This is a genomic window from Amycolatopsis nalaikhensis, assembly GCF_030264295.1.
Classification (GTDB): Bacteria; Actinomycetota; Actinomycetes; order Mycobacteriales; family Pseudonocardiaceae; genus Amycolatopsis; species Amycolatopsis nalaikhensis.
In genome coordinates this window covers 367,219-385,617 of sequence record NZ_CP127173.1, presented here as the reverse complement: position 1 = coordinate 385,617, position 18,399 = coordinate 367,219, and the positions used below count along the sequence as shown (strand labels likewise).

Sequence of the window (18,399 nt, the reverse complement as noted above, 5' to 3'; positions counted from 1 at the left end):
CGGAAGACGGACGAGGAGGGCGCGATGCGGGCTGGGGACGACGCGGACTTCCGGGAGTTCGCCCGCGCGCGGGCCCTGGCGCTGAGGCGGACGGCGTACCTGCTCTGCGGCGACTGGCACCTGGCCGAGGACCTGGTCCAGAACGCGCTGGTCAAGCTGTACCGGGTCTGGCCGAAGATCACCCGGCGCGGGCCCGTGGACAACTACGCCCGCCAGGTCCTCCTGCGCTGCTGGCTCGACGAGCAGCGGCGCCCGTGGCGGCACCGGGAACGCCGCGACGGCGTCGTGCCGGAGCAGCCGTCGCCCGCGCCCGACACCGGGATTTCCGCGCAGCTCCTGCGCGCCCTCGCCGAAGTGCCGCCGAAGCAGCGCGCCGCCGTCGTGCTCCGCTATTGCGCCGACCTCCCGGCGGCGGAGGTCGCGGAGGTGCTGCGCTGCTCGGAAGGGACGGTCCGCAGCCAGGCCGCGCGCGGGCTCGAGACCCTCCGGGGCGTCCTCGAGCAGAGCGCCGAGAGGAGCGCGTGATGACCGACCTCGAGACCCGCCTGCGCGAGGTGTCCCTCGCCGAACCCCCGCTGGGCTTCGACCCGGACGAGGTCGCCGACCGCGCGGCGCGCCGGGGTCGTCGCCGGTCCGCCGTGACGGTCCTCGCGGTTTTGGGCGCGCTGCTGTTCTTGGTCCCGGCGAAGCAACCGGTCTCGCCCGCGGCGGGCCCGGTGCCGCCGTCGCTCGCCGAGCAGTCCCGGATCCGCGTGGCGCTCGGCGAAGCGGTCGCGCGGGCCTTGCCGGGCGTCCACGACCTGACGTTGGGCCGCGCGTCGGCGGACAGCATCGGACCGGAGCGGATGAGCGTGACGGCCGAGTTCGTCGACGCGCAAGGACGGCCCGGCAACTTCCAGCTGACCGTGCGCGGCGCGCGAGCCGGTTCGCAGGTCGTCCCGATCGAGCGGCTGTGCACGTCGGCGGGCCCGGAGTCGCACTGCGTCCGGCTGCCGCAGCCCGGCGGGGCCGTCCTGGTGCTGTCCGAACTCGTCTACAAGGACGAAAACGGCGTCCCGGTCCGCGATGGCGTCAACGGGTTCCTGTACCGCCCCGACGGTTCGACGGTGATCGTCACGGGCGGTCTCGGCTACCCGCTGACCGAGGAGCAGCTGACGCGGGTGATCACCGATCCGGCGTTCGTGCTGCCGTAGGACTCCGGCGCCGGGCGTGGGCCAGGGGGACACGCCCGGCGCCGGTCGCGTTCACCGCTTCGGCGCCGGATGCGGGCAGACTGGTCCCAGCGACAGGGGATTGGAGTTGCCGTGTACCGGGTTTTCGAGGCGCTCGACGAGCCGTCACGATCGTCGAAGAGGCGCGCGGCGTCCCGATGACGTCCAGCTGCGTGGTGCCCCGCGGCGACGTGCTCGAGCTCCTCGACGACGTCCGCGACGCGCTGCCGGGCGAGGTCGACGACGCCCAGGACGTGCTCGACAAGCGCGACGACCTGATCCACGCCGCCCGCAAGGAGGCGAGCGAGACGGTCGCGGGCGCGAACGCGGAGGCCGAGCGAGCGATCGCGGAGGCGACGGACGAGGCGGAGCGCATCCTGGCGGACGCGCGAGCCCGCGCGGAGCAGATGCTGGCCGACGCGCACGACCAGGCGGACCGCACGGTGGCGGCGGGCCAGGCGGAGTACCAGAACCTCACGGACCGGTCCCGCGCCGAGTCCGAGCGCATGATCCAGGCCGGCCGAGACGCGTACGACCGGGCGATCGAGGACGGCCGCGCCGAGCAGGCCCGGCTGGTCGCGCAGACGGAGGTCGTCCAGGCGGCGCACGCCGAGTCGGCGCGGATCGTCGACGAGGCGCACGCCGAGGCTGACCGGCAGCGGGCTGACTGTGATGCGTATGTGGACGGGAAGCTGGCCGAGTTCTCGGAGCTGCTGGCTACGACGTTGCGGACGGTCGACTCGGGGCGCAACCACTTGCGGTCGCCCGCGAACCTGCCCAACGGCGGCGGACGGCCGACGCTGTACGACTACCAGGTGTGACGAGTTTCTCAGCCGGGCCGGGCGGCGGCCCGGTCCGGAGGTCTTGAATGAGTCATTCAGGACCTCCGACGCCCTGAATGACTCATTCAAGACGTTCTCTCGGCTGCGCGCGGCCTCATGCGCTCGGGTCGCCGCGGCCGCACGTCGCAGGTCCCGAATGACTCATTCGGGACCTGCGACGTCCCGAATGAGTCATTCGCGACGCTCCGCGGCCCGACCGAGCCGGTTGTCCCCACCCCCGCCGAGATGTGGGCAACCAAACCCCGGCCTGCGGTTTTCCCGCCTTGCCGTCGGCCACCCCCGATAGACTGGCCAGGGGACGCCCCCCAGGGAGTGGCGGGGGCTGGCCGGCCCCGGTCGCCGAAGGGTCCACCCCGAAAGAGGTGGCGACCAGTGCGTACCCTGGACTGGATGTCCGAGAACAAGACCCCCCAGCTCGACGACCGCAGCCCGTGGGTGATCGACACCCGTGAGCTCGGCCGTCACGCCGGCCTCAGCCGCGCCCTGAAGCGCAGCGTGCCGGTGGAGACGCCGCTCGGCGTCCCCGATGTCATCACCATCGAAGCCGGCTCCGAGCTGGAACTCGACCTGCTCCTCGAGTCCGTCGTCGAGGGCGTGCTGGTCAGCGGCACCGCCAAGGCGACGGCGAAGGGCACCTGCGCCCGCTGCCTCGACCCGCTGACCGAAGAGGTCGAGGTCGAGGTCCAGGAGCTGTTCGCCTACCCGGGGTCGGCCACCGAGGAGACCACCGACGAGGACGAGATCCCGCGGCTGGTCGACGACAAGATCGACCTCGAGCCCATCGTGCGCGACGCGATCGTGCTGGCCCTCCCGCTGGCGCCGCTGTGCACCGAAGACTGCGCCGGGCTCTGCACGGAGTGCGGCGTCAAGTGGGCCGATCTCGAGCCCGGACACGGGCATGAGAAGATAGACCCTCGGTGGGCCGCACTGGTCGAGCGATTCGACGAGAACGCGGGCGAAAAGCCTGCGCAGGGCCCCGCTGAGCAAGCCTGACGAGCGCCCAGCTCGTTCCGGAGGAAAGTTCGCTCGCCACCGCGAGCAGACCGTCATAAGGAGATCTACTCGTGGCCGTCCCGAAGCGGAAGATGTCGCGATCCAACACGCGCTCCCGCCGCAGCCAGTGGAAGGCGGCTCCGGTTCAGCTGGTGCCCTGCTCCAACCGCGCCTGCAAGCAGCCGAAGCTCCAGCACGTCGCGTGCCCGTCGTGCGGCCAGCACAACGGCCGCCAGGTCGTCGAGCCCGCCTGATCGGGTAGCCGACATGGGGGGCAAGACGCCCGGGGGACCACCCGCCGATCCGGCGCCGTTGCTCGAAGCGCTCGGGGTCACTCTCGACCCCGAGCTGCTCCGGCTGTCGCTGACCCACCGCTCGTACGCGTACGAGAACGGGGGCCTTCCGCCGAACGAGCGCCTGGAGTTCCTCGGTGACGCGGTGCTCGGGCTGGTCGTCACCGACCACCTCTACACCACGCACCCCGACCTGCCCGAAGGTCAGCTTGCGAAGCTCCGCGCCAGCGTCGTCAACATGCACGCGCTGGCGCGGGTCGCCCGCGGGCTCGGCGAGGGCGGGCTCGGGGCGCACCTGCTGCTCGGCAAGGGCGAAGAGCTCACCGGCGGCCGGGACAAGGCGAGCATCCTCGCCGACGGCCTCGAAGCCGTCATCGGTGCCGTCTACCTCGAGCACGGCATCGAGATCGCCCGCAAGCTCGTGCACCACCTCTTCGACGGCCTGCTCGCCGAAGCCCCGCTGCGCGGTGCCGGGCTCGACTGGAAGACGAGCCTGCAGGAGCTGACCGCGTCGGCCGGTCTCGGCGTGCCCGAGTACAAGGTCGAGGACACCGGGCCGGACCACCGCAAGGAGTTCACGGCCACCGTCCTCGTCGCCGGCCGTCCCCTCGGCCACGGCACCGGGTCGACGAAGAAGGAAGCCGAGCAGAAGGCCGCCGAGACGGCGTGGCGCTCGCTGTCCGCCGAACTCGAAGCCGAGAAGCAGGCCGAGCAACCGGAGTCCTGATCAGCGGGAACCCCCGTTGACGCGTCCGCTCGCCGCTCAGTAGCGTGCTGATCATCCGCCGCGCACGTTCTCGACTGAGAGGTTCCGGCGGATGCGTCTGCTCTTCGTACCCCTGATCGCGGCGGCACTCGTCGTCGTACCCGGACAACCGGCGTCGGCGGCTCAGGTCCGCGTCACGTCGTTGTCCGCGCTGCAGTCCGCGATGGACAAGGCGAACCCCGGCGACACGGTCGTGCTCGCCGACGGCTCCTACTCCGCGGGCTCGACGCTCACGATCCGGCGCTCCGGCACCGCTTCCGCGCCCGTCACGATCGCCGCCGAGCACTCCGGCCAGGCGACCATCACCGGCTCGAAGACGTTCGCCTTCGCCAGTGGTGTGTCCAATGTGGTGCTGCGGGGCTTCAAGTTCCGCAACGGCGCTTCGCTGACCGTCCCGGCCGGCGCGTCGAACAACCGCTTGACCCGCAACGACTTCCAGCTCACGACCGACGGCAACTGGGTGACCGTCAGCGGCGACGACACGGTGGTCGACCGCAACGTCTTCCAGAACCGCACCAGCCAGGGCGTGTTCCTGCAGATCCTCGGGCCGTCCGGCGCGATGGCGAAGCACGTCCACGTGCACCACAACTACTTCTACAACCACCAGTTCACGGGGTCGAACGGCGGCGAGTCGATCCGGCTCGGCCTGAGCGACCGCCAGTCGTACACGGCGAACGCGCTGATCGAGAACAACCTGTTCGAGAAGGCGGACGGCGACTCCGAGGCGATCTCGGTCAAGTCGTCGGACAACGTGGTGCGGTACAACACGATCCGGGACAGCAAGGGCTACATCGTGCTGCGCCACGGCAACCGTTCCCTCGTCGAGGGCAACCTGCTGTTCGGCTCGGGCATCCGGTTCCACGGCAACGACCACAGGATCGTGAACAACTACGTCGCCAATTCGGGTGACCGCGCGATCGTGTTCGGGTCCGGCGACGAAGCCGACAGCGGGCCGACGAGCAAGCTGCACGACCGCCCCGACCGCGTGACGGTCGCGTACAACACGGTGCTGGGCAGCTCCTCGGTGATCGACGGCGACGGCGGGAACTACCAGCCGAAGGACTGCGTGGTCGCGGACAACATCGTGAAGGGGACGTCGGGCACACTCGTGACGCTGCCGAGCGGGTCGACGGTGAAGTACGAAGGCAACATCACCTTCGGCGGCACCGCGGGCATCCCGTCCCGGAACGTCGATCCGAAGCTGGTGAAGGACGCCGCCGGGCTCTACCGGCTGGCGTCCGGCAGCCCGGCGATCGACACCGGCGTGGGTTCCTACTCGTTCGCGGCGAAGGACTTCGACCTGCAGGCGCGGGCGGGCACCTACGACGTCGGCGCGGACGAGTACTTCGCCTCGGGAACGACCCGGGTTCCGCTGACGAAGGCCGATGTCGGGCCGGCCGCTCCGTAAATTGTCGTACCCCACGGGCACAATGACCGCATGCCCGAACTTCCCGAGGTCGAAGTCGTCCGCCTGGGCCTGCAGGCGCACGTGGCAGGCCGGACCATCCGCGAGGCGGAGGTCCTGCACCCGCGTGCGATCCGGCGCCACGCGCTGGGCGCGGAGGACTTCACGCAGCGGCTCGCCGGCAGCCGCGTCGAGGCGGCGCGGCGCCGTGGCAAGTACCTGTGGCTGGAGCTGTCCGACAAGGAGGCGCTGCTGGCGCACCTCGGGATGAGCGGGCAGATGCTCGTCCAGCCCGAGGGCGCGCCGGACGAGAAGCACCTGCGGGTCCGGCTCCGGTTCTACGACGACGGCCCGGAGCTGCGGTTCGTCGACCAGCGCACGTTCGGCGGCCTGGCGCTGGACGACGTGCACGACGTCGGCGACGACGTGCTGCTGCCGGACACCATCGCGCACATCGCGCGTGACCCGATGGACCCGGCGTTCGACCTCGACGCGGCGGTGCGCGCGCTGCGATCGAGGCGCACGGAGGTGAAGCGGGCGCTGCTGGACCAGACGCTGGTGTCGGGCATCGGCAACATCTACGCGGACGAGGCGTTGTGGCGGGCGCGGCTGCACTGGTCCCGGCCGACGGAGAAGCTGACGATGGCGAAGGGGCGCGAGCTGCTGTCGGCGGCGTCGGACGTGATGAACGCGGCGCTGGGCGCGGGCGGCACGTCGTTCGACGCGCTCTACGTGAACGTGAACGGGCAGTCCGGGTACTTCGACCGGTCGCTGGACGCGTACGGCCAGGAGGGCCTGCCGTGCCACCGGTGCGGCACGCCGATCCGGCGCGAGCCGTTCATGAACCGGTCGTCGTTCTCCTGTCCGCGCTGCCAGCCACGGCCCAGGGCCAACTTGCGTAGATAAATGGGGTGTGCCTTTCAGCTAGGATGAATGTGCCTGGCAGCTGAGGGAGTGCATCGTGGTCAAGGAGCCCGGAAAGTCGACGCTGGCCGACAAGATCGACCGGCTGTTCCACGTGGTCCGCAGGCCCGATCGGGAGCCGTACAGCAACGAAGAGGTCGCGAAGGCCTGTCGTGAGGCCACGGGCGAAAGCTTTTCGACGACGTATTTGTGGCAGCTGCGCACGGGCCGCCGCGACAACCCGACGAAGCGGCACTTGGAAGCTTTGGCACAGTTCTTCGGCGTGCCTCCGGCATACTTCTTCGACGACGAGCAGAGCCGGAAGATCGCCGAAGAGCTGGCCCTGCTGGGAGCGCTGAGGGACGCGGGGGTCCGCGACCTGGCCCTGCGAGCGGTGACGCTGTCGGCCGACGGCCTCGACACGATCAGCGACATGATCGACGCGATCGCCCGAAGGGAGGCGAGCCGCGGCGGCACGAAGAGGGAGGGCTGAGGTGGGGTCGGTCAGACGGCGACCGGAAGGCGGCCCGCGGAAGCCGATTCGCCGCGCGGCGGCCGCGCAACAAAGCGGCGGGCCCACGCGATGACTGAAGTGGTATCGGCCGAGCGGCAGCTTCGAGCGGCATCCGTGGGCCGAACGAAGCGTGCGGTCGCTGTTGCCGAGCGGCACCGCCTGGCCGCACCTGCGGGCCGAACGGTGGCCGCATGGTCGTCGTCCTTGCGCGGCGGCGTGGCGAAGGAGGGCTGAGGTGGGGGACCGGGCATCCCGGCGGCAGCCGGGCCGGGAGCTGTGGCGGCGCGCCCGCGAGGTCGCCGACGCCGTCAGCCTACCCGAGCCCTTCGATGCCGAGGCCTTCGTCGCCCACCTCGCCGCCGAACGGGGGCGGCCCATCGAGCTCATGCCCGTCAGCGCCCCCGAAGGCGCTCCGTGCGGGTTGCTGATGAGCACCGAACGCGCCGACTACATCCTCTACCCCACCAACACCACCGCCCTGCACCGGCGGCACATCCTGCTGCACGAGGTCGGGCACCTGCTCTGCGGCCACACCGGCTCCGACGCCGGCGCCGACGGGGTCGCCATCGACGCCGCCGCCGGGCGGCAGCTCATGCCGAACCTCTCGCCCGAGCTCGTCCGGCGCGTGCTCGGGCGGACCACCTACACCGAAGTCCAAGAACGCGAAGCCGAGCTCGTCGCGAGCCTGCTCGCGCAACGCGTCGTGCGGCACCGCGAACCCGCTCCCGGCGTCCCGGACGGCGTGCGCCGCTTCGACTCGCTCTTCGGCGGACGCTCCCGCCGCCGCACGCCGTGATCGAGACCCTCGCCTACCTGCTGTGCGTCGTGGGCTTCGCCGGCTTCGGGTACAAGCTCATCGAAGCGCGCCACAGCCAGCCGGTGCGGACCATGTGGTTCCTCTCCGGCTTCGGCATCTGCATCGCCGCCGGGATCGCCGTGCTGACGCCGGCGATGGCGGCGCTGACCGGCCCCGGCCCGGTCGCCGAATGGATCCTCACCCTGGCCGGTGACGAGTTCAAACTGGGCGCCATCGGCTTCGCCGTCGCCTTCACGCAGACGGTGTGGCGTGGCGAAGGCGCACGTCTCGCGCCACACGCGTTGTTCACCGCGGCGACGATGGTGCTGCTCGCCGTGTGCTTCGCGCTGTCCGAGCCGCGGCGCGTCGGTGACCAGACGGTCTTTTCCGAGGGCGGCCTGCCCTTCGCGCTCGGCGACAAGGCCCTCTTCCTGCTCTACAGCCTGGTCAGTCTCGGGCTGCTGGTCGCGGTGTTCGCCCGCAGCGCCTGGCACGCCGAGCCGGGGCCGCTGCGCGCCGGGCTGTGGCTGCTGGTGGTCGGGGTGGGCGCGGCGTTCGCGTGGACGTTCTGGGACGTCGACGACGTCCGCGACCTCGCCGAGACGGGCCGGATCGGCGCCAGGGAGGATCTGCCGTCGTCGGTGCTCGCGGCCGTGACCATCGGCTTCGTCGCGGCCGGGGCGACGCTCAGCGCGTGGTCCCCGGCGGTGGCGGCGCTGATCGGGCGGGTGCGGGCGTACCGGGCGTACCGGCGGATCGAGCCACTGTGGACGGCGTTGCGCGCGGCGGTGCCGGGCATCGCGCTGGATCCGGGCCGCGAGCTGGCGGGCGGCGCCGAATTCGCGTTGTACCGCAGGGTGATCGAGATCCGCGACGGTCACCTGGCCCTCCGAGCCCACTTCGACCCGGCCCTCCCGGCGCGAGCGGCGGAGGAAGCCCGCAAGGCGGGAGTCCGCGACATCCCGGCGACGGTGGAGGCGGTGACGCTGGCGGCGGCGATCGAGGCGGCCCGCGAGGGGCGCCGATTCGAGCCGGGGGAGGGCACGCCGGGCGACCTCGCCGAGGCCGACGCGGATGTGGCGACGGAGGCGGCGTGGCTGGTCCGGGTGAGCCGCGCCTGGCGACGAGGCGTGGTCAGCGCGGGTAGCGCGCCCCGTTGACCGTCACCCTCAGCGTGTACACCGAACTCGACGCCGTGATGAACAGCTCGTTCCCCCGCGCGCCGCCGAACGTGAAGTTCGAGCAGATCTCCGGTATCAGCAGCTTCCCGATCCGCGTGCCATCCTCGGCGAAGCAGTGCAACCCGTCGTGCGCCGCCGCCCAGACATGGCCTTCGCTGTCCACGCGAACGCCGTCGAAGCCCCCGCAATCACTCGTCGCGAAAATCGAGCCGCCCGTCAGGGAACCGTCCGGACGAACCTCGAACACGCGGATGTGACTCGGATCCTGCCGCGTGTCCGCGATGTACAGCCGTGACTCGTCCGCCGAGAACGCCAGTCCGTTCGGGCGGCAGAAGTCGTCCGCGGCGATCTTCACCTCGCCCGACGGCGAGACGCGGTACACGTGGCACGCCCCGATCTCGCTCTCCGCCCGGTACCCCTCGTAGTCACTGTCGATCCCGTAACTCGGGTCGGTGAACCAGATCGACCCGTCCGAGTGCTCGACGACGTCGTTCGGGCTGTTCAGCCGCTTCCCCTCGAACTCCGACGCCAGCACCGTGATCGCCCCGTCGTGCTCGGTGCGCGTCACCCGGCGCAGCCCCTGTTCGCAGCTGATCAGGCGGCCCTGACGATCCACCGTGTGCCCGTTCGCGTAGTTCGACGGCTGGCGGAACACCCCGACCTGGCCCGTCGTCTCGTCCCAGCGCAGCGTGCGGTCGTTCGGGATGTCGCTGAACACCAGGTAGCGCCCGGCCGGGAAGTACGCCGGGCCCTCCGTCCAGCGGCAGCCCGAGTACAGGCGCCGCGTCCACTCGTCGCCGTTGACGCGGGCGAATCGCTCGTCGAGCAGCTGGAAGTCCGTCTTGATCAGGTCCACGACCAAGATCCGAGCACACGCGGGTGCCGCCGCGACACGCCCGTTCGGCCCCTCACGATGCGCACTACTGCGCAATGCGTGGTACCTTTCCAAGCGTAAGACTGGAGGGTGCAGTGGAGATCAGTCAGCTGCTCAAAGGGGTGCTCGATCTCGCCGTTCTCGCGGTGCTCCGCGAGGAGGACGGCTACGGGTACGACGTCCTGCGAAGACTCAGGACAGCCGGCTTGGACGAGGTGGGGGACGCGTCGGTGTACGGGACCTTGCGCCGGCTCTACAAGGCCGGCCTGCTCACCTCGTACGTGGTGCCCAGCGAAGAGGGGCCGCACCGCAAGTACTACAGCCTGAACGACCCGGGGCGGCTGCGCCTGGCGGAGTCGGGCAAGACCTGGCAGAGCTTCGCGTCGACGATGAACGTGCTTTTGGGAGAGGCAGCATGAGCGACAAGCCGACCGCCGTGCGGGTGTATCTGGCGCGGGTCCGCACCGCGCTCGCCGACCTGCCCGCGAGCGAGATCGAAGAAATCCTCGAGGACGTCCGCCCGCACCTGGCCGAACTGGAGGCCGAGCTGGGGGAGGGCGCCCGCGTCGAAGCTCTCATCGAACGGCTCGGCTCGCCGGAGAGCTACGCCGCCGAGCTGCGGGCGTCCGGTGGGTACCCGCCGCCGTCGGAGGGGGCGACGCAGGTGCTCGCCACGACCACCAAGCCGAGCCTGGTCCGGCCGCGGATCGCGTTGTGGGGCCTGGTGATCTCCGCGCTGGGGCTGGCGCTCATCGCGTTCGGCGCCGCCGTCACCATCGACCCCGACGTGCTGCTGGGCCTCGGGTTCTTCGTGCCGGTGTTCCTCATCAGCCTGGCGCTGCTGCTGCGCGGCGGGGTCGACGCGGTCATGGCGCTGCCGGAGGTCACGTGGCTGCGTGGTCTCCTCGCGAAAGGCCGTGAGCAGGAGGAAACCGGCAAGGTCCTGCGGTGGCTCGGTTCGCTGAAGCCGGCGTGGTGGGTGATCTGCGCGCTCACCCTGCTCGCCTTCGGCCTGCTGCTCATGTTCCGCCAGCGCAGCGCCGTGCTGCTGCTGCCGTTCCTGATCGTCGCCGGCGCCGCGATCGTCTGGGCGGGCCCGCGGGTGCGCTCGGACCGGCGGCTGCTGTGGATCGCCGTGCCCGTCTCGGCGTTCGTCCTCGGGGGCGCGCTCGGCGGGTTCGGGGCCGCCGTCGACCTCATCGGCAAGCGGAACTCCTACTCGGGCGCGACGTCGTACTACCCGACGTCCGACCGGTACGGCAACGACCAGCTGAACTACGGCAACCACGAGATCGAGAACATCTACGCCTTCGACGCCGAGGGCAAGCCGCTCACGGAGGTCTACCTCTACGACGAAGAGGGCCGCCCGATCACGCTCACCCGCTACGGCTGCGAACGCGCGTCGGGCACCAAGCAGAAGATCGGCGAGGACAACCGGTTCCCGCGGCCGCGGATCGACCAGGGCGTCACCGACGACCAGGGCAACTACAACGGCTACTACGGCTACCGCTCGTCCTGCCGCGAGGAGGCGGGCGTGCCGTTCAGCGCCGCGATCCCGAAGGTGACGGCCCCGCCGACGACCTCGGCGTCACCCACGCCGTCGCCGACGACCAGCCCGTCGCCGACGACGACACCGACCAGGTAGGGGGATCGGAAGCGGGGTCGGGGCCGCTTCCGACACGGCGAAGGCCGCCTCCGGGGAATCCCGGGGGCGGCCTTCGGTTCTGGGAGCGTCAGTGGCCGAACGCGCTGCGCGCCGCGAGGTCCGCCAGCAGCGCGCGGCCCTTTTCGGCGTTGCGGGGCTGCGACAGGACGTCGTAGCGCCGCGCGACCAGCTGGCTCTGCGAGACGAAGCCGCGCTTGTTGCGGTTCACGGCGTAGCCCAGCGCGCCGAACAGCAGGTTGAACCCGAGGCCGGCGACGAGGCCGAGCACGATCGGCACCAGCCCGGCACCGGGGTTCAGCAGGCTGAGCACCAGGCCGAGGAACAGGCCGAACATCGCACCGGACGTCGCCGCGCTGCCGAGCACCCGGCCCCACGACATCTTGCCGGCGACCCGCTCGACGAGCAGCGGCTCGACACCCACGATCGTGACGTCGGTGACCGGGAAGTCCGCGCCCGCGAGGTGGTCGACCGCGCGCTGCGCCTGCTCGTAGGACTCGTACGAACCGATCGGCCAGCCGGTGGGCAGGGTCGGCAGCTGCGGCCGCGCCTGCTGCTGCTCGCCGAACGTGGTCTGCGTGAATGCTGTGGTCATCGATCTCACCTCTCCTGCCCCGTTCAACGTGCGGGTACCCCAGTTTCCTCCCGGGGCGCCGAATTCACAGACTCTTCTCAGCCGGGCATCACGGACATACCGGCCGGGGTCGGGACGGGCTGAAGGGGACGTTCATGGCGTCTGATCCGGTGAAGGGTCCTTTCCTCCCGTGTGATGAGAGGAAAGGACCCTTCAGCCCGCCTGGCAGCAGCTCGGCGCCCCTCGCCTCAATGGCTCAAGAAAATACCTTTGCTCCGGTTGACCCGCTCCGCCTCACCGGGTAGGAAGGACCCGCAAAGGAATCGCATCAAACCTTTGGGGCGGCTGATGGCACGCAGGCGAGGCATGCTCACCCTCGACGAGCTCCGGACGCGGGTGGACGCGGGCACGATCGACACCGTGCTCGTCGCGATCACCGACATGCAGGGGAGGCTGCAGGGCAAGCGATGCTCGGCCGAGTACTTCCTCGACGAGGTCGTCGGCCACGCCACCGAGGCCTGCAACTACCTCCTGGCCGTCGACGTCGACATGAACACCGTCGACGGCTACGCGCTCTCCTCCTGGGATAGCGGCTACGGCGACTTCGTGCTGCGTCCCGACCTCGACACGCTGCGGGAGATCCCGTGGCACGAGGGCACCGCGCTGGTGCTGGCCGACATCGAACGCGTCCAGGGTGGCCCGGTCGCCGTGTCGCCGCGGCAGATCCTGCGCCGCCAGCTCGACCGGCTCGCCGAGCGCGGGCTCGCCGCCTTCGTCGGGACCGAGCTCGAGTTCATCGTCTTCGACGACAGCTACGAAACCGCCTGGGACAAGCGCTACCACGGCCTCAAGCCCGCCAACCAGTACAACGTGGACTACTCGATGCTCGGCACCGCGCGCCTCGAGCCGCTGCTGCGCCGCATCCGCAACGAGATGGCCGGGGCCGGGCTCTATCCCGAGTCCGCCAAGGGTGAGTGCAACCCCGGCCAGCAGGAGATCGCCTTCCGCTACACCGACGCGCTCTCCACCTGCGACAACCACAGCGTCTACAAGAACGGCGCCAAGGAAATCGCCGCGCAGGAGGGCAAGAGCCTCACCTTCATGGCGAAGTACAACGAGCGCGAAGGCAACTCCTGCCACATCCACATCAGCCTGCGCTCCACCGAGGGCCGGGCCGTGCTGGCGGGCGACCACGAGCACGGCTTCTCGACGCTCATGGAGCAGTTCCTCGCCGGGCAGCTGGCCGCGCTGCACGAGCTGACGTACTTCTTCGCCCCGAACGTCAACTCCTACAAGCGGTTCGTGCCCGGCAGCTTCGCGCCGACGGCCATCGCGTGGGGCACCGACAACCGGACCTGCGCGCTGCGCGTCGTCGGCCACGGCGAGTCGCTGCGCGTCGAAAACCGCGTTCCCGGCGGGGACGTCAACCCCTACCTGGCCGTCGCCGCGCTCATCGCCGCCGGTCTGCACGGCATCGAGAACGAGCTGGAGCTGGAAGCACCCTTCTCCGGCAACGCCTACAACTCCGACCGCGGCACCGTCCCGACCACGCTGCCCGAAGCCGCCGCCGCGTTGGCGAAGAGCGACCTGGCACGCGCCGCCTTCGGTGACGACGTCGTCGACCACTACCTGAACGCGGCGAAGATCGAGATCGACGCCTACAACGCCGCCGTCACCGACTGGGAGCTGATCCGTGGCTTCGAACGTCTCTGACCCGGTCATCGGTCTCACCAGCTACCTCGAACCCGCGAAGTTCGGCGTCTGGGAGACCGAAGCCGTGCTCCTGCACCGTTTCTACGTCGACAGCGTCGTCGCGGCCGGGGGCATCCCGGTGCTGCTGCCGCCGGTGTCCGACGCCCACGAGCGTCTGGTGTCCACAGTGGACGGCCTGGTGCTCACCGGCGGCGCCGACGTCGAGCCCGCCCGCTACGGCCACGAGCCGCACCCGGCGACCTACACCCGGCCGCGGCGCGACGCCTTCGAATTCGGCCTGTTCGAAGCCGCGCGCGCCGCGGGCAAGCCCGTGCTCGGCGTGTGCCGCGGACTGCAGGTGATGAGCGTCGCCCTCGGCGGGACGCTGGCCCAGCACCTGCCCGAAAGCGCGGGTACCACCGACCACCAGCCCGCTCCGGCGGTCTTCGGCACCAGCACGATCTCGCTCAAGAACGGCAGCCGCGCGGCGGCGATCCTGGGTACGGAGACCAAGGCCCACTGCTACCACCACCAGGCGATCGACCGGCTCGGCACCGGCCTGGAAGCCGTCGGCTGGGCCGCCGACGGCACGATCGAAGCCGCCGAGGTGCCCGGTGAGTTCACCCTGGGCGTCCAGTGGCACCCCGAGCAGGACAGCGCCGACGTCCGGCTGTTCGCCGCCCTCGTCGCCGCGAGCAAGGAGAACCGATGACCAGCAGTTTCGACGTCCTCAACCCGGCCACCGAGGAGGTGGTGCGGACCGTCCCGCTGACCAGCGCGGAGGAGACCGACGCGGCGATCGAGCGGGCGCGGGCGGCGTTCCCGGCGTGGCGCGACGTCGCCCCGGGCGACCGGGCGCGGCTCCTGCGCCGCTTCGCCGACGCCGTCGAGGCCGACATCGAGCACCTCGCGCGGCTGGAAGTCGAGAACTCCGGGCACACCATCGGCAACGCCCGCTGGGAGGCGGGCAACGTCCGGGACGTCCTCAACTACTACTCCGCGGCGCCGGAACGCCTGATCGGCAAGCAGATCCCGGTCCCGGGCGGCGTCAACGTCACCTTCCAGGAACCGCTGGGCGTCGTCGGCGTGATCGTGCCGTGGAACTTCCCGATGCCGATCGCGGGCTGGGGCTTCGCGCCCGCGCTCGCCGCCGGGAACACCGTCGTCCTCAAACCCGCCGAGCTGACGCCGTTGACCGCGCTCCGGCTGGCCGAGCTGGCGCGCGAGGCGGGCATCCCGGAGGACGTCTTCCAGGTGCTGCCCGGCAAGGGATCCGTGGTCGGGCAACGGTTCGTGGACCACCCGGCCGTGCGCAAGGTCGTCTTCACCGGCTCCACCGAGGTCGGCAAGCAGATCATGGCGGGCTGCGCCGCGCAGGTGAAGCGCGTGACGCTGGAGCTGGGCGGCAAGAACGCCAACATCGTCTTCGCCGACGCCGACCTGGAGAAGGCCGCCGCGACCGCGCCGTACGGCGTCTTCGACAACGCGGGCCAGGACTGCTGCGCGCGGTCGCTGATCCTCGTGCAGGCGAGCGTCTACGACCGGTTCATGGAACTGCTGGAACCCGCGGTGCACGGCGTCGTCGTCGGCGACCCCGGTGACGAGAAGACCGAGATGGGGCCGCTGATCTCCGCTGCGCACCGGGAGAAGGTGGCCTCCTACGTGCCCGACGACGCACCCGTCGCGTTCCGCGGGAGCGCGCCCAGCGGCCGCGGCTTCTGGTTCCCGCCGACCGTCCTCACCCCGCCCGACCTGCGGCACCCGGCCGCGGCGGAGGAGGTGTTCGGGCCGGTCGTCGCCGTCGTCCGGTTCGACGACGAGGCCGACGCCCTCCGGCAGGCCAACGCCACCGAGTACGGCCTGTCCGGGTCGATCTGGACCCGCGACGCCGGCCGCGCGTTCCGGGTGGCGCGCGGCGTCGAATCCGGCAACCTGTCGGTGAACTCGCACTCTTCGGTGCGCTACTGGACGCCGTTCGGCGGCTTCAAGCAGTCCGGCCTCGGCCGCGAGCTGGGCCCCGACGCCGCGGCGGCGTTCACCGAAACCAAGAACGTCTTTCTGAGCACGGAGGAGTAATGGTCCAGCGTTTCGAAGGCCGCGTCGCGGTGATCACCGGCGGCGCGAGCGGCATCGGGCTCGCCTCGGCCCGCCGCCTGGCGAGCGAAGGCGCGAAGGTCGTCATCGCGGACCTGACTCCCGCGGAGGGCAAGGCGGCCGCCGACGAGATCGGCGGCGCGTTCATCCAGACCGACGTCACGGACGCCGAGCAGGTCGAGAACCTGTTCCACAGCACGGTCGAGCAGTTCGGCTCGGTCGACGTCGCGTTCAACAACGCGGGGATTTCGCCGCCCGAGGACGACTCGATCCTGACCACCGGGATCGACGCGTGGGAGCGGGTGCAGCGGGTCAACCTGACGTCGGTGTACCACTGCTGCAAGGCCGTGTTGCCGCACATGCAGCGCCAGGGTCGCGGGTCGATCATCAACACGGCGTCGTTCGTCGCGGTGATGGGCGCGGCGACGTCGCAGATCTCCTACACCGCGTCCAAGGGCGGGGTGCTGGCGATGAGCCGCGAGCTGGGCGTGCAGTTCGCGCGGGAGAACATCCGCGTCAACGCGCTGTGCCCGGGGCCGGTGAACACGCCGCTGCTCAAGGAGCTGTTCGCGAAGGACCCGGAACGCGCGGCGCGGCGGCTGGTGCACGTGCCGGTCGGCCGGTTCGCCGAGCCCGAGGAGATCGCGGCGGCGGTGGCGTTCCTGGCCAGCGACGACGCCAGCTTCATCACGGCGTCGCAGTTCCTGGTCGACGGCGGTATTTCCGGCGCGTACGTCACCCCGCTCTAACGCTTGGTCGGTTTCTTGACGCCGTAGACCTCCCGCAGGTAGCTCCAGGCGGCGTTGAGCTTCTTGCGCTCTTCGGAGACGAGCCGTTCGCGGCGGCGCAGCACGCGGACGGCGATTTCGGAGGCGAGGAAGGCGCCGGCGGCGAAGGTCAGTACGCCGACGATCAGGGTCAGGGCGATGACGGTGGTGGTCATGGTCACCAGCGTCGGGCGGACGTGGGCGATTTGTCCCTGCGCAAAGCTAGCGGGTTTCGTTAGTTTTGTGAGGTGACGCACTGGCGCGCCGACGAGTGGGCGGAAGCGGTCCGGACCGGCATCCGTTCTCGCGGGCTTTCCCTGGACGAGGCCGCCCGCCGCATCGGCGTCCCGACGTCGACGTTGCGCAGCTGGATCGAACACCGGCACGCGCCGAAGGTGACGGTGTTCGACCACTGGGCCCAGCTGGCCGAGGTCACCGGGCTCGGGGAGGCCGAACTGCTGCGCGTGGCCGGGGTGCTGCCGGACTCGCTGGCGTCGCCGGTGCACGTCGCGCAGGCGGCGAAGGCGTTGCGGGAAGGCATCGACCAGGCCGGGCAGTTCCTCCGGCAGGCGACGGCGCTGGTGTACTCGTCGCCGGGCACGCAGGTGGCCAACGCGATCGCGGCGTCGCCGATCGACTGGGAGATGCGGATCCGCTCGGCCAGCCGCGGCGACGAGGTCCGCGTCACCTACCACCACTACGTCGGGGTCGTGCCGCCGCGGGACTTCCCGTACTCCGACGCCGAGGCGCGGCGGATCATCGAGCACGACGTCCTCGGCGACCTGTGGCGGCCGCTCGGGCTGTACTGGCGGGTCGCGGAGGTGCACGACTGGCACGAGCCGCCGCGGCTGGTCATCCAGGTGCCCGAGCAGGAGGCGACGCGGCCGCCCGCGCCGTCGCCGGTGGTCGCCGCGCCGCCGGTGGTGGTCCTGTCGCCGATCTGGGGGTACGGCGAGCTGCTGGCGTCGCTGGTCGCCGACGGCCTCGGGTTCGGCAACGTCGACTTCCGCTACTTCGGCCTCCCCGACGCGATGGCCGACCGCGTCCGGATCACCGCGCGCGAGCTGGCCGACCCGGCGCCGCGGCTGGTGCACTCGGTGCCGCCGATCATGCTGCTGCACGGCCTGGCCGTGCCGGACCTGACCGGACGGCTCCCGGTGGTGGTCCGCTACGGGCCGCGCATGCGGGCCCGGGCGGCCCGGATCTACCGGTCGGCGCTGCTCGAAGCGGGGTTCGACGACCCCCTCGACGGGGCACGGGCGATCGAGGAGGCGATCTCGGTCCCGCCGGGGTGCGCCCACTTCGAGGTGACGCTCGCCGACGAGGACATCTTCGACGGCGACCGGCCCTCCCTGGACCGGCTCAACGACTCGGTGGCCTGGCACGCCGAGCAGATCGTCGAGCAGGTCCTGCTGGGCGCGGGCCTGCCGCCGGTCCCGCTGGGCGGGCCGCTGAAGCGCCTGGTCCTGCCCTCCGGCCGGGTCCGCCGCCCACCGGCCCTGGCCGGAAGCGTGGTCCGCCGCGTCGCCGGTACCTAGCGCCCCAAGGTGGCCTTGGTTGCGTCTGACGCACCCAAGGCGGCCTTCGGTGCGTCTGACGCACCGAAGGCCACATTGGGGCGCTTGGGGCCGGGTCGAGGATCACTGTGGCGTTGGCCGGGTGAAGTAGACGCCTCCCGGAAGCGCCGGGTACCGTAACCGCCACAACTGCAGATCGGGCCGTAGAGCCGAGGCGGGAGAGCCCTCACGAAGTCGGTGGGGCACCGAAGGAGCAAACTCCCCGGAATCTCTCAGGTACCTGCTACCGCTTCGCGCGAGGCCACTCTGGAAAG

At 70.9% G+C, this 18,399-nt stretch carries 20 protein-coding genes, 1 pseudogene and 1 riboswitch; of the genes and pseudogenes, 18 read left to right on the top strand and 3 right to left on the bottom strand.

Going from position 1 to position 18,399, the window contains the following annotated elements; all coding sequences use genetic code 11:
* Positions 1-24: 24 nt before the first annotated feature.
* The 11 genes and pseudogenes from QP939_RS01935 (at position 25) to QP939_RS01885 (ending at position 8,883) form a co-directional block, all read left to right on the top strand.
* On the top strand, positions 25-525 hold the full coding sequence (locus QP939_RS01935; protein ID WP_285454751.1) for a SigE family RNA polymerase sigma factor: 501 nt from the start codon (positions 25-27) through the stop codon (positions 523-525).
* A complete protein-coding gene (locus QP939_RS01930; RefSeq protein ID WP_285454749.1) occupies positions 525-1,193 on the top strand; it encodes a hypothetical protein in 669 nt (222 codons plus the stop codon). The genes QP939_RS01935 and QP939_RS01930 overlap by 1 nt, the downstream gene beginning before the upstream one ends.
* A gap of 111 nt (positions 1,194-1,304) precedes the next feature.
* Positions 1,305-2,032, top strand: a pseudogene (locus tag QP939_RS01925) (DivIVA domain-containing protein).
* A gap of 411 nt (positions 2,033-2,443) precedes the next feature.
* Entirely contained in the window at positions 2,444-3,046 is a 603-nt protein-coding gene (locus tag QP939_RS01920) for a YceD family protein (RefSeq protein ID WP_285454748.1), read from the top strand.
* Positions 3,047-3,117: 71 nt separating this feature from the next.
* The gene (rpmF, locus tag QP939_RS01915) at positions 3,118-3,300 is read left to right on the top strand and encodes a 50S ribosomal protein L32 (RefSeq protein WP_003090635.1); all 183 of its coding nucleotides are present in this window, start codon (positions 3,118-3,120) and stop codon (positions 3,298-3,300) included.
* A 13-nt stretch (positions 3,301-3,313) separates the two neighbouring features.
* The gene (gene rnc / locus QP939_RS01910; RefSeq protein WP_285454747.1) at positions 3,314-4,066 is read left to right on the top strand and encodes a ribonuclease III; all 753 of its coding nucleotides are present in this window, start codon (positions 3,314-3,316) and stop codon (positions 4,064-4,066) included.
* Between the two features lie 91 nt (positions 4,067-4,157).
* Complete coding sequence (locus QP939_RS01905; protein ID WP_285454746.1) at positions 4,158-5,513, top strand: polysaccharide lyase 6 family protein; 1,356 nt, start codon at positions 4,158-4,160, stop codon at positions 5,511-5,513.
* Positions 5,514-5,543: 30 nt separating this feature from the next.
* Positions 5,544-6,416, top strand: a complete 873-nt coding sequence (gene mutM, locus QP939_RS01900; RefSeq protein ID WP_285454745.1) for a bifunctional DNA-formamidopyrimidine glycosylase/DNA-(apurinic or apyrimidinic site) lyase — start codon at positions 5,544-5,546, stop codon at positions 6,414-6,416.
* Between the two features lie 55 nt (positions 6,417-6,471).
* Positions 6,472-6,906, top strand: coding sequence for a helix-turn-helix domain-containing protein (locus QP939_RS01895; RefSeq protein ID WP_285454744.1), 435 nt, complete (start codon positions 6,472-6,474; stop codon positions 6,904-6,906).
* Positions 6,907-7,201: 295 nt separating this feature from the next.
* On the top strand, positions 7,202-7,723 hold the full coding sequence (locus QP939_RS01890; protein WP_414641939.1) for a hypothetical protein: 522 nt from the start codon (positions 7,202-7,204) through the stop codon (positions 7,721-7,723).
* Entirely contained in the window at positions 7,720-8,883 is a 1,164-nt protein-coding gene (locus QP939_RS01885; protein WP_285454742.1) for an MAB_1171c family putative transporter, read from the top strand. Before QP939_RS01890 ends, QP939_RS01885 begins: the two co-directional genes overlap by 4 nt.
* On the opposite strand, the gene QP939_RS01880 is transcribed toward QP939_RS01885, so the two are convergent.
* Positions 8,858-9,760: an SMP-30/gluconolactonase/LRE family protein gene (locus QP939_RS01880; RefSeq protein WP_285454741.1), complete on the bottom strand. Its 903-nt coding sequence runs from the start codon at positions 9,758-9,760 to the stop codon at positions 8,858-8,860. The genes QP939_RS01885 and QP939_RS01880 overlap by 26 nt on opposite strands.
* A 113-nt stretch (positions 9,761-9,873) precedes the next feature.
* Here QP939_RS01880 and QP939_RS01875 point away from each other — a divergent pair, with 113 nt between their 5' ends.
* The gene (locus QP939_RS01875; protein WP_285454740.1) at positions 9,874-10,197 is read left to right on the top strand and encodes a PadR family transcriptional regulator; all 324 of its coding nucleotides are present in this window, start codon (positions 9,874-9,876) and stop codon (positions 10,195-10,197) included.
* Positions 10,194-11,423, top strand: a complete 1,230-nt coding sequence (locus QP939_RS01870) for a DUF1700 domain-containing protein (protein ID WP_285454739.1) — start codon at positions 10,194-10,196, stop codon at positions 11,421-11,423. The genes QP939_RS01875 and QP939_RS01870 overlap by 4 nt, the downstream gene beginning before the upstream one ends.
* Positions 11,424-11,511: 88 nt before the next feature.
* On the opposite strand, the gene QP939_RS01865 is transcribed toward QP939_RS01870, so the two are convergent.
* Positions 11,512-12,036: a YflT domain-containing protein gene (locus QP939_RS01865; protein WP_285454737.1), complete on the bottom strand. Its 525-nt coding sequence runs from the start codon at positions 12,034-12,036 to the stop codon at positions 11,512-11,514.
* A 327-nt stretch (positions 12,037-12,363) separates the two neighbouring features.
* On the opposite strand from QP939_RS01865, the gene QP939_RS01860 reads away from it, so the two are divergent.
* From QP939_RS01860 to QP939_RS01845, 4 genes are read left to right on the top strand one after another with little or no spacing between them, the layout of a single operon-like run.
* On the top strand, positions 12,364-13,728 hold the full coding sequence (locus QP939_RS01860) for a glutamine synthetase family protein (RefSeq protein WP_285454736.1): 1,365 nt from the start codon (positions 12,364-12,366) through the stop codon (positions 13,726-13,728).
* Complete coding sequence (locus tag QP939_RS01855; RefSeq protein ID WP_285454735.1) at positions 13,709-14,419, top strand: gamma-glutamyl-gamma-aminobutyrate hydrolase family protein; 711 nt, start codon at positions 13,709-13,711, stop codon at positions 14,417-14,419. The genes QP939_RS01860 and QP939_RS01855 overlap by 20 nt, the downstream gene beginning before the upstream one ends.
* Complete coding sequence (locus QP939_RS01850) at positions 14,416-15,783, top strand: aldehyde dehydrogenase family protein (RefSeq protein WP_285454734.1); 1,368 nt, start codon at positions 14,416-14,418, stop codon at positions 15,781-15,783. The genes QP939_RS01855 and QP939_RS01850 overlap by 4 nt, the downstream gene beginning before the upstream one ends.
* Positions 15,783-16,550, top strand: coding sequence for a 3-oxoacyl-ACP reductase (locus QP939_RS01845; RefSeq protein ID WP_285454733.1), 768 nt, complete (start codon positions 15,783-15,785; stop codon positions 16,548-16,550). The genes QP939_RS01850 and QP939_RS01845 overlap by 1 nt, the downstream gene beginning before the upstream one ends.
* On the opposite strand, the gene QP939_RS01840 is transcribed toward QP939_RS01845, so the two are convergent.
* Positions 16,547-16,744 (bottom strand): hypothetical protein, encoded by a 198-nt coding sequence (locus tag QP939_RS01840; RefSeq protein ID WP_285454732.1) that lies wholly within the window; start codon positions 16,742-16,744, stop codon positions 16,547-16,549. The genes QP939_RS01845 and QP939_RS01840 overlap by 4 nt on opposite strands.
* 72 nt (positions 16,745-16,816) lie before the next feature.
* On the opposite strand from QP939_RS01840, the gene QP939_RS01835 reads away from it, so the two are divergent.
* Positions 16,817-18,106: a helix-turn-helix domain-containing protein gene (locus tag QP939_RS01835; RefSeq protein WP_285454731.1), complete on the top strand. Its 1,290-nt coding sequence runs from the start codon at positions 16,817-16,819 to the stop codon at positions 18,104-18,106.
* A 184-nt stretch (positions 18,107-18,290) separates the two neighbouring features.
* A riboswitch (glycine riboswitch) is annotated at positions 18,291-18,384 on the top strand.
* Positions 18,385-18,399 lie beyond the last annotated feature (15 nt).

What these genes read in the sequence shown, in the direction of transcription:
- rnc (WP_285454747.1), top strand. Translation starts at nt 3,314, where the DNA reads ATGGGGGGCAAGACGCCCGGGGGACCACCCGCCGATCCGGCGCCGTTG.
- QP939_RS01840 (WP_285454732.1), bottom strand. Translation starts at nt 16,744, where the DNA reads ATGACCACCACCGTCATCGCCCTGACCCTGATCGTCGGCGTACTGACC.
- QP939_RS01865 (WP_285454737.1), bottom strand. Translation starts at nt 12,036, where the DNA reads ATGACCACAGCATTCACGCAGACCACGTTCGGCGAGCAGCAGCAGGCG.
- mutM (WP_285454745.1), top strand. Translation starts at nt 5,544, where the DNA reads ATGCCCGAACTTCCCGAGGTCGAAGTCGTCCGCCTGGGCCTGCAGGCG.
- QP939_RS01845 (WP_285454733.1), top strand. Translation starts at nt 15,783, where the DNA reads ATGGTCCAGCGTTTCGAAGGCCGCGTCGCGGTGATCACCGGCGGCGCG.
- QP939_RS01930 (WP_285454749.1), top strand. Translation starts at nt 525, where the DNA reads ATGACCGACCTCGAGACCCGCCTGCGCGAGGTGTCCCTCGCCGAACCC.
- QP939_RS01935 (WP_285454751.1), top strand. Translation starts at nt 25, where the DNA reads ATGCGGGCTGGGGACGACGCGGACTTCCGGGAGTTCGCCCGCGCGCGG.
- QP939_RS01920 (WP_285454748.1), top strand. Translation starts at nt 2,444, where the DNA reads ATGTCCGAGAACAAGACCCCCCAGCTCGACGACCGCAGCCCGTGGGTG.
- QP939_RS01905 (WP_285454746.1), top strand. Translation starts at nt 4,158, where the DNA reads ATGCGTCTGCTCTTCGTACCCCTGATCGCGGCGGCACTCGTCGTCGTA.
- QP939_RS01850 (WP_285454734.1), top strand. Translation starts at nt 14,416, where the DNA reads ATGACCAGCAGTTTCGACGTCCTCAACCCGGCCACCGAGGAGGTGGTG.
- QP939_RS01860 (WP_285454736.1), top strand. Translation starts at nt 12,364, where the DNA reads ATGGCACGCAGGCGAGGCATGCTCACCCTCGACGAGCTCCGGACGCGG.
- QP939_RS01870 (WP_285454739.1), top strand. Translation starts at nt 10,194, where the DNA reads ATGAGCGACAAGCCGACCGCCGTGCGGGTGTATCTGGCGCGGGTCCGC.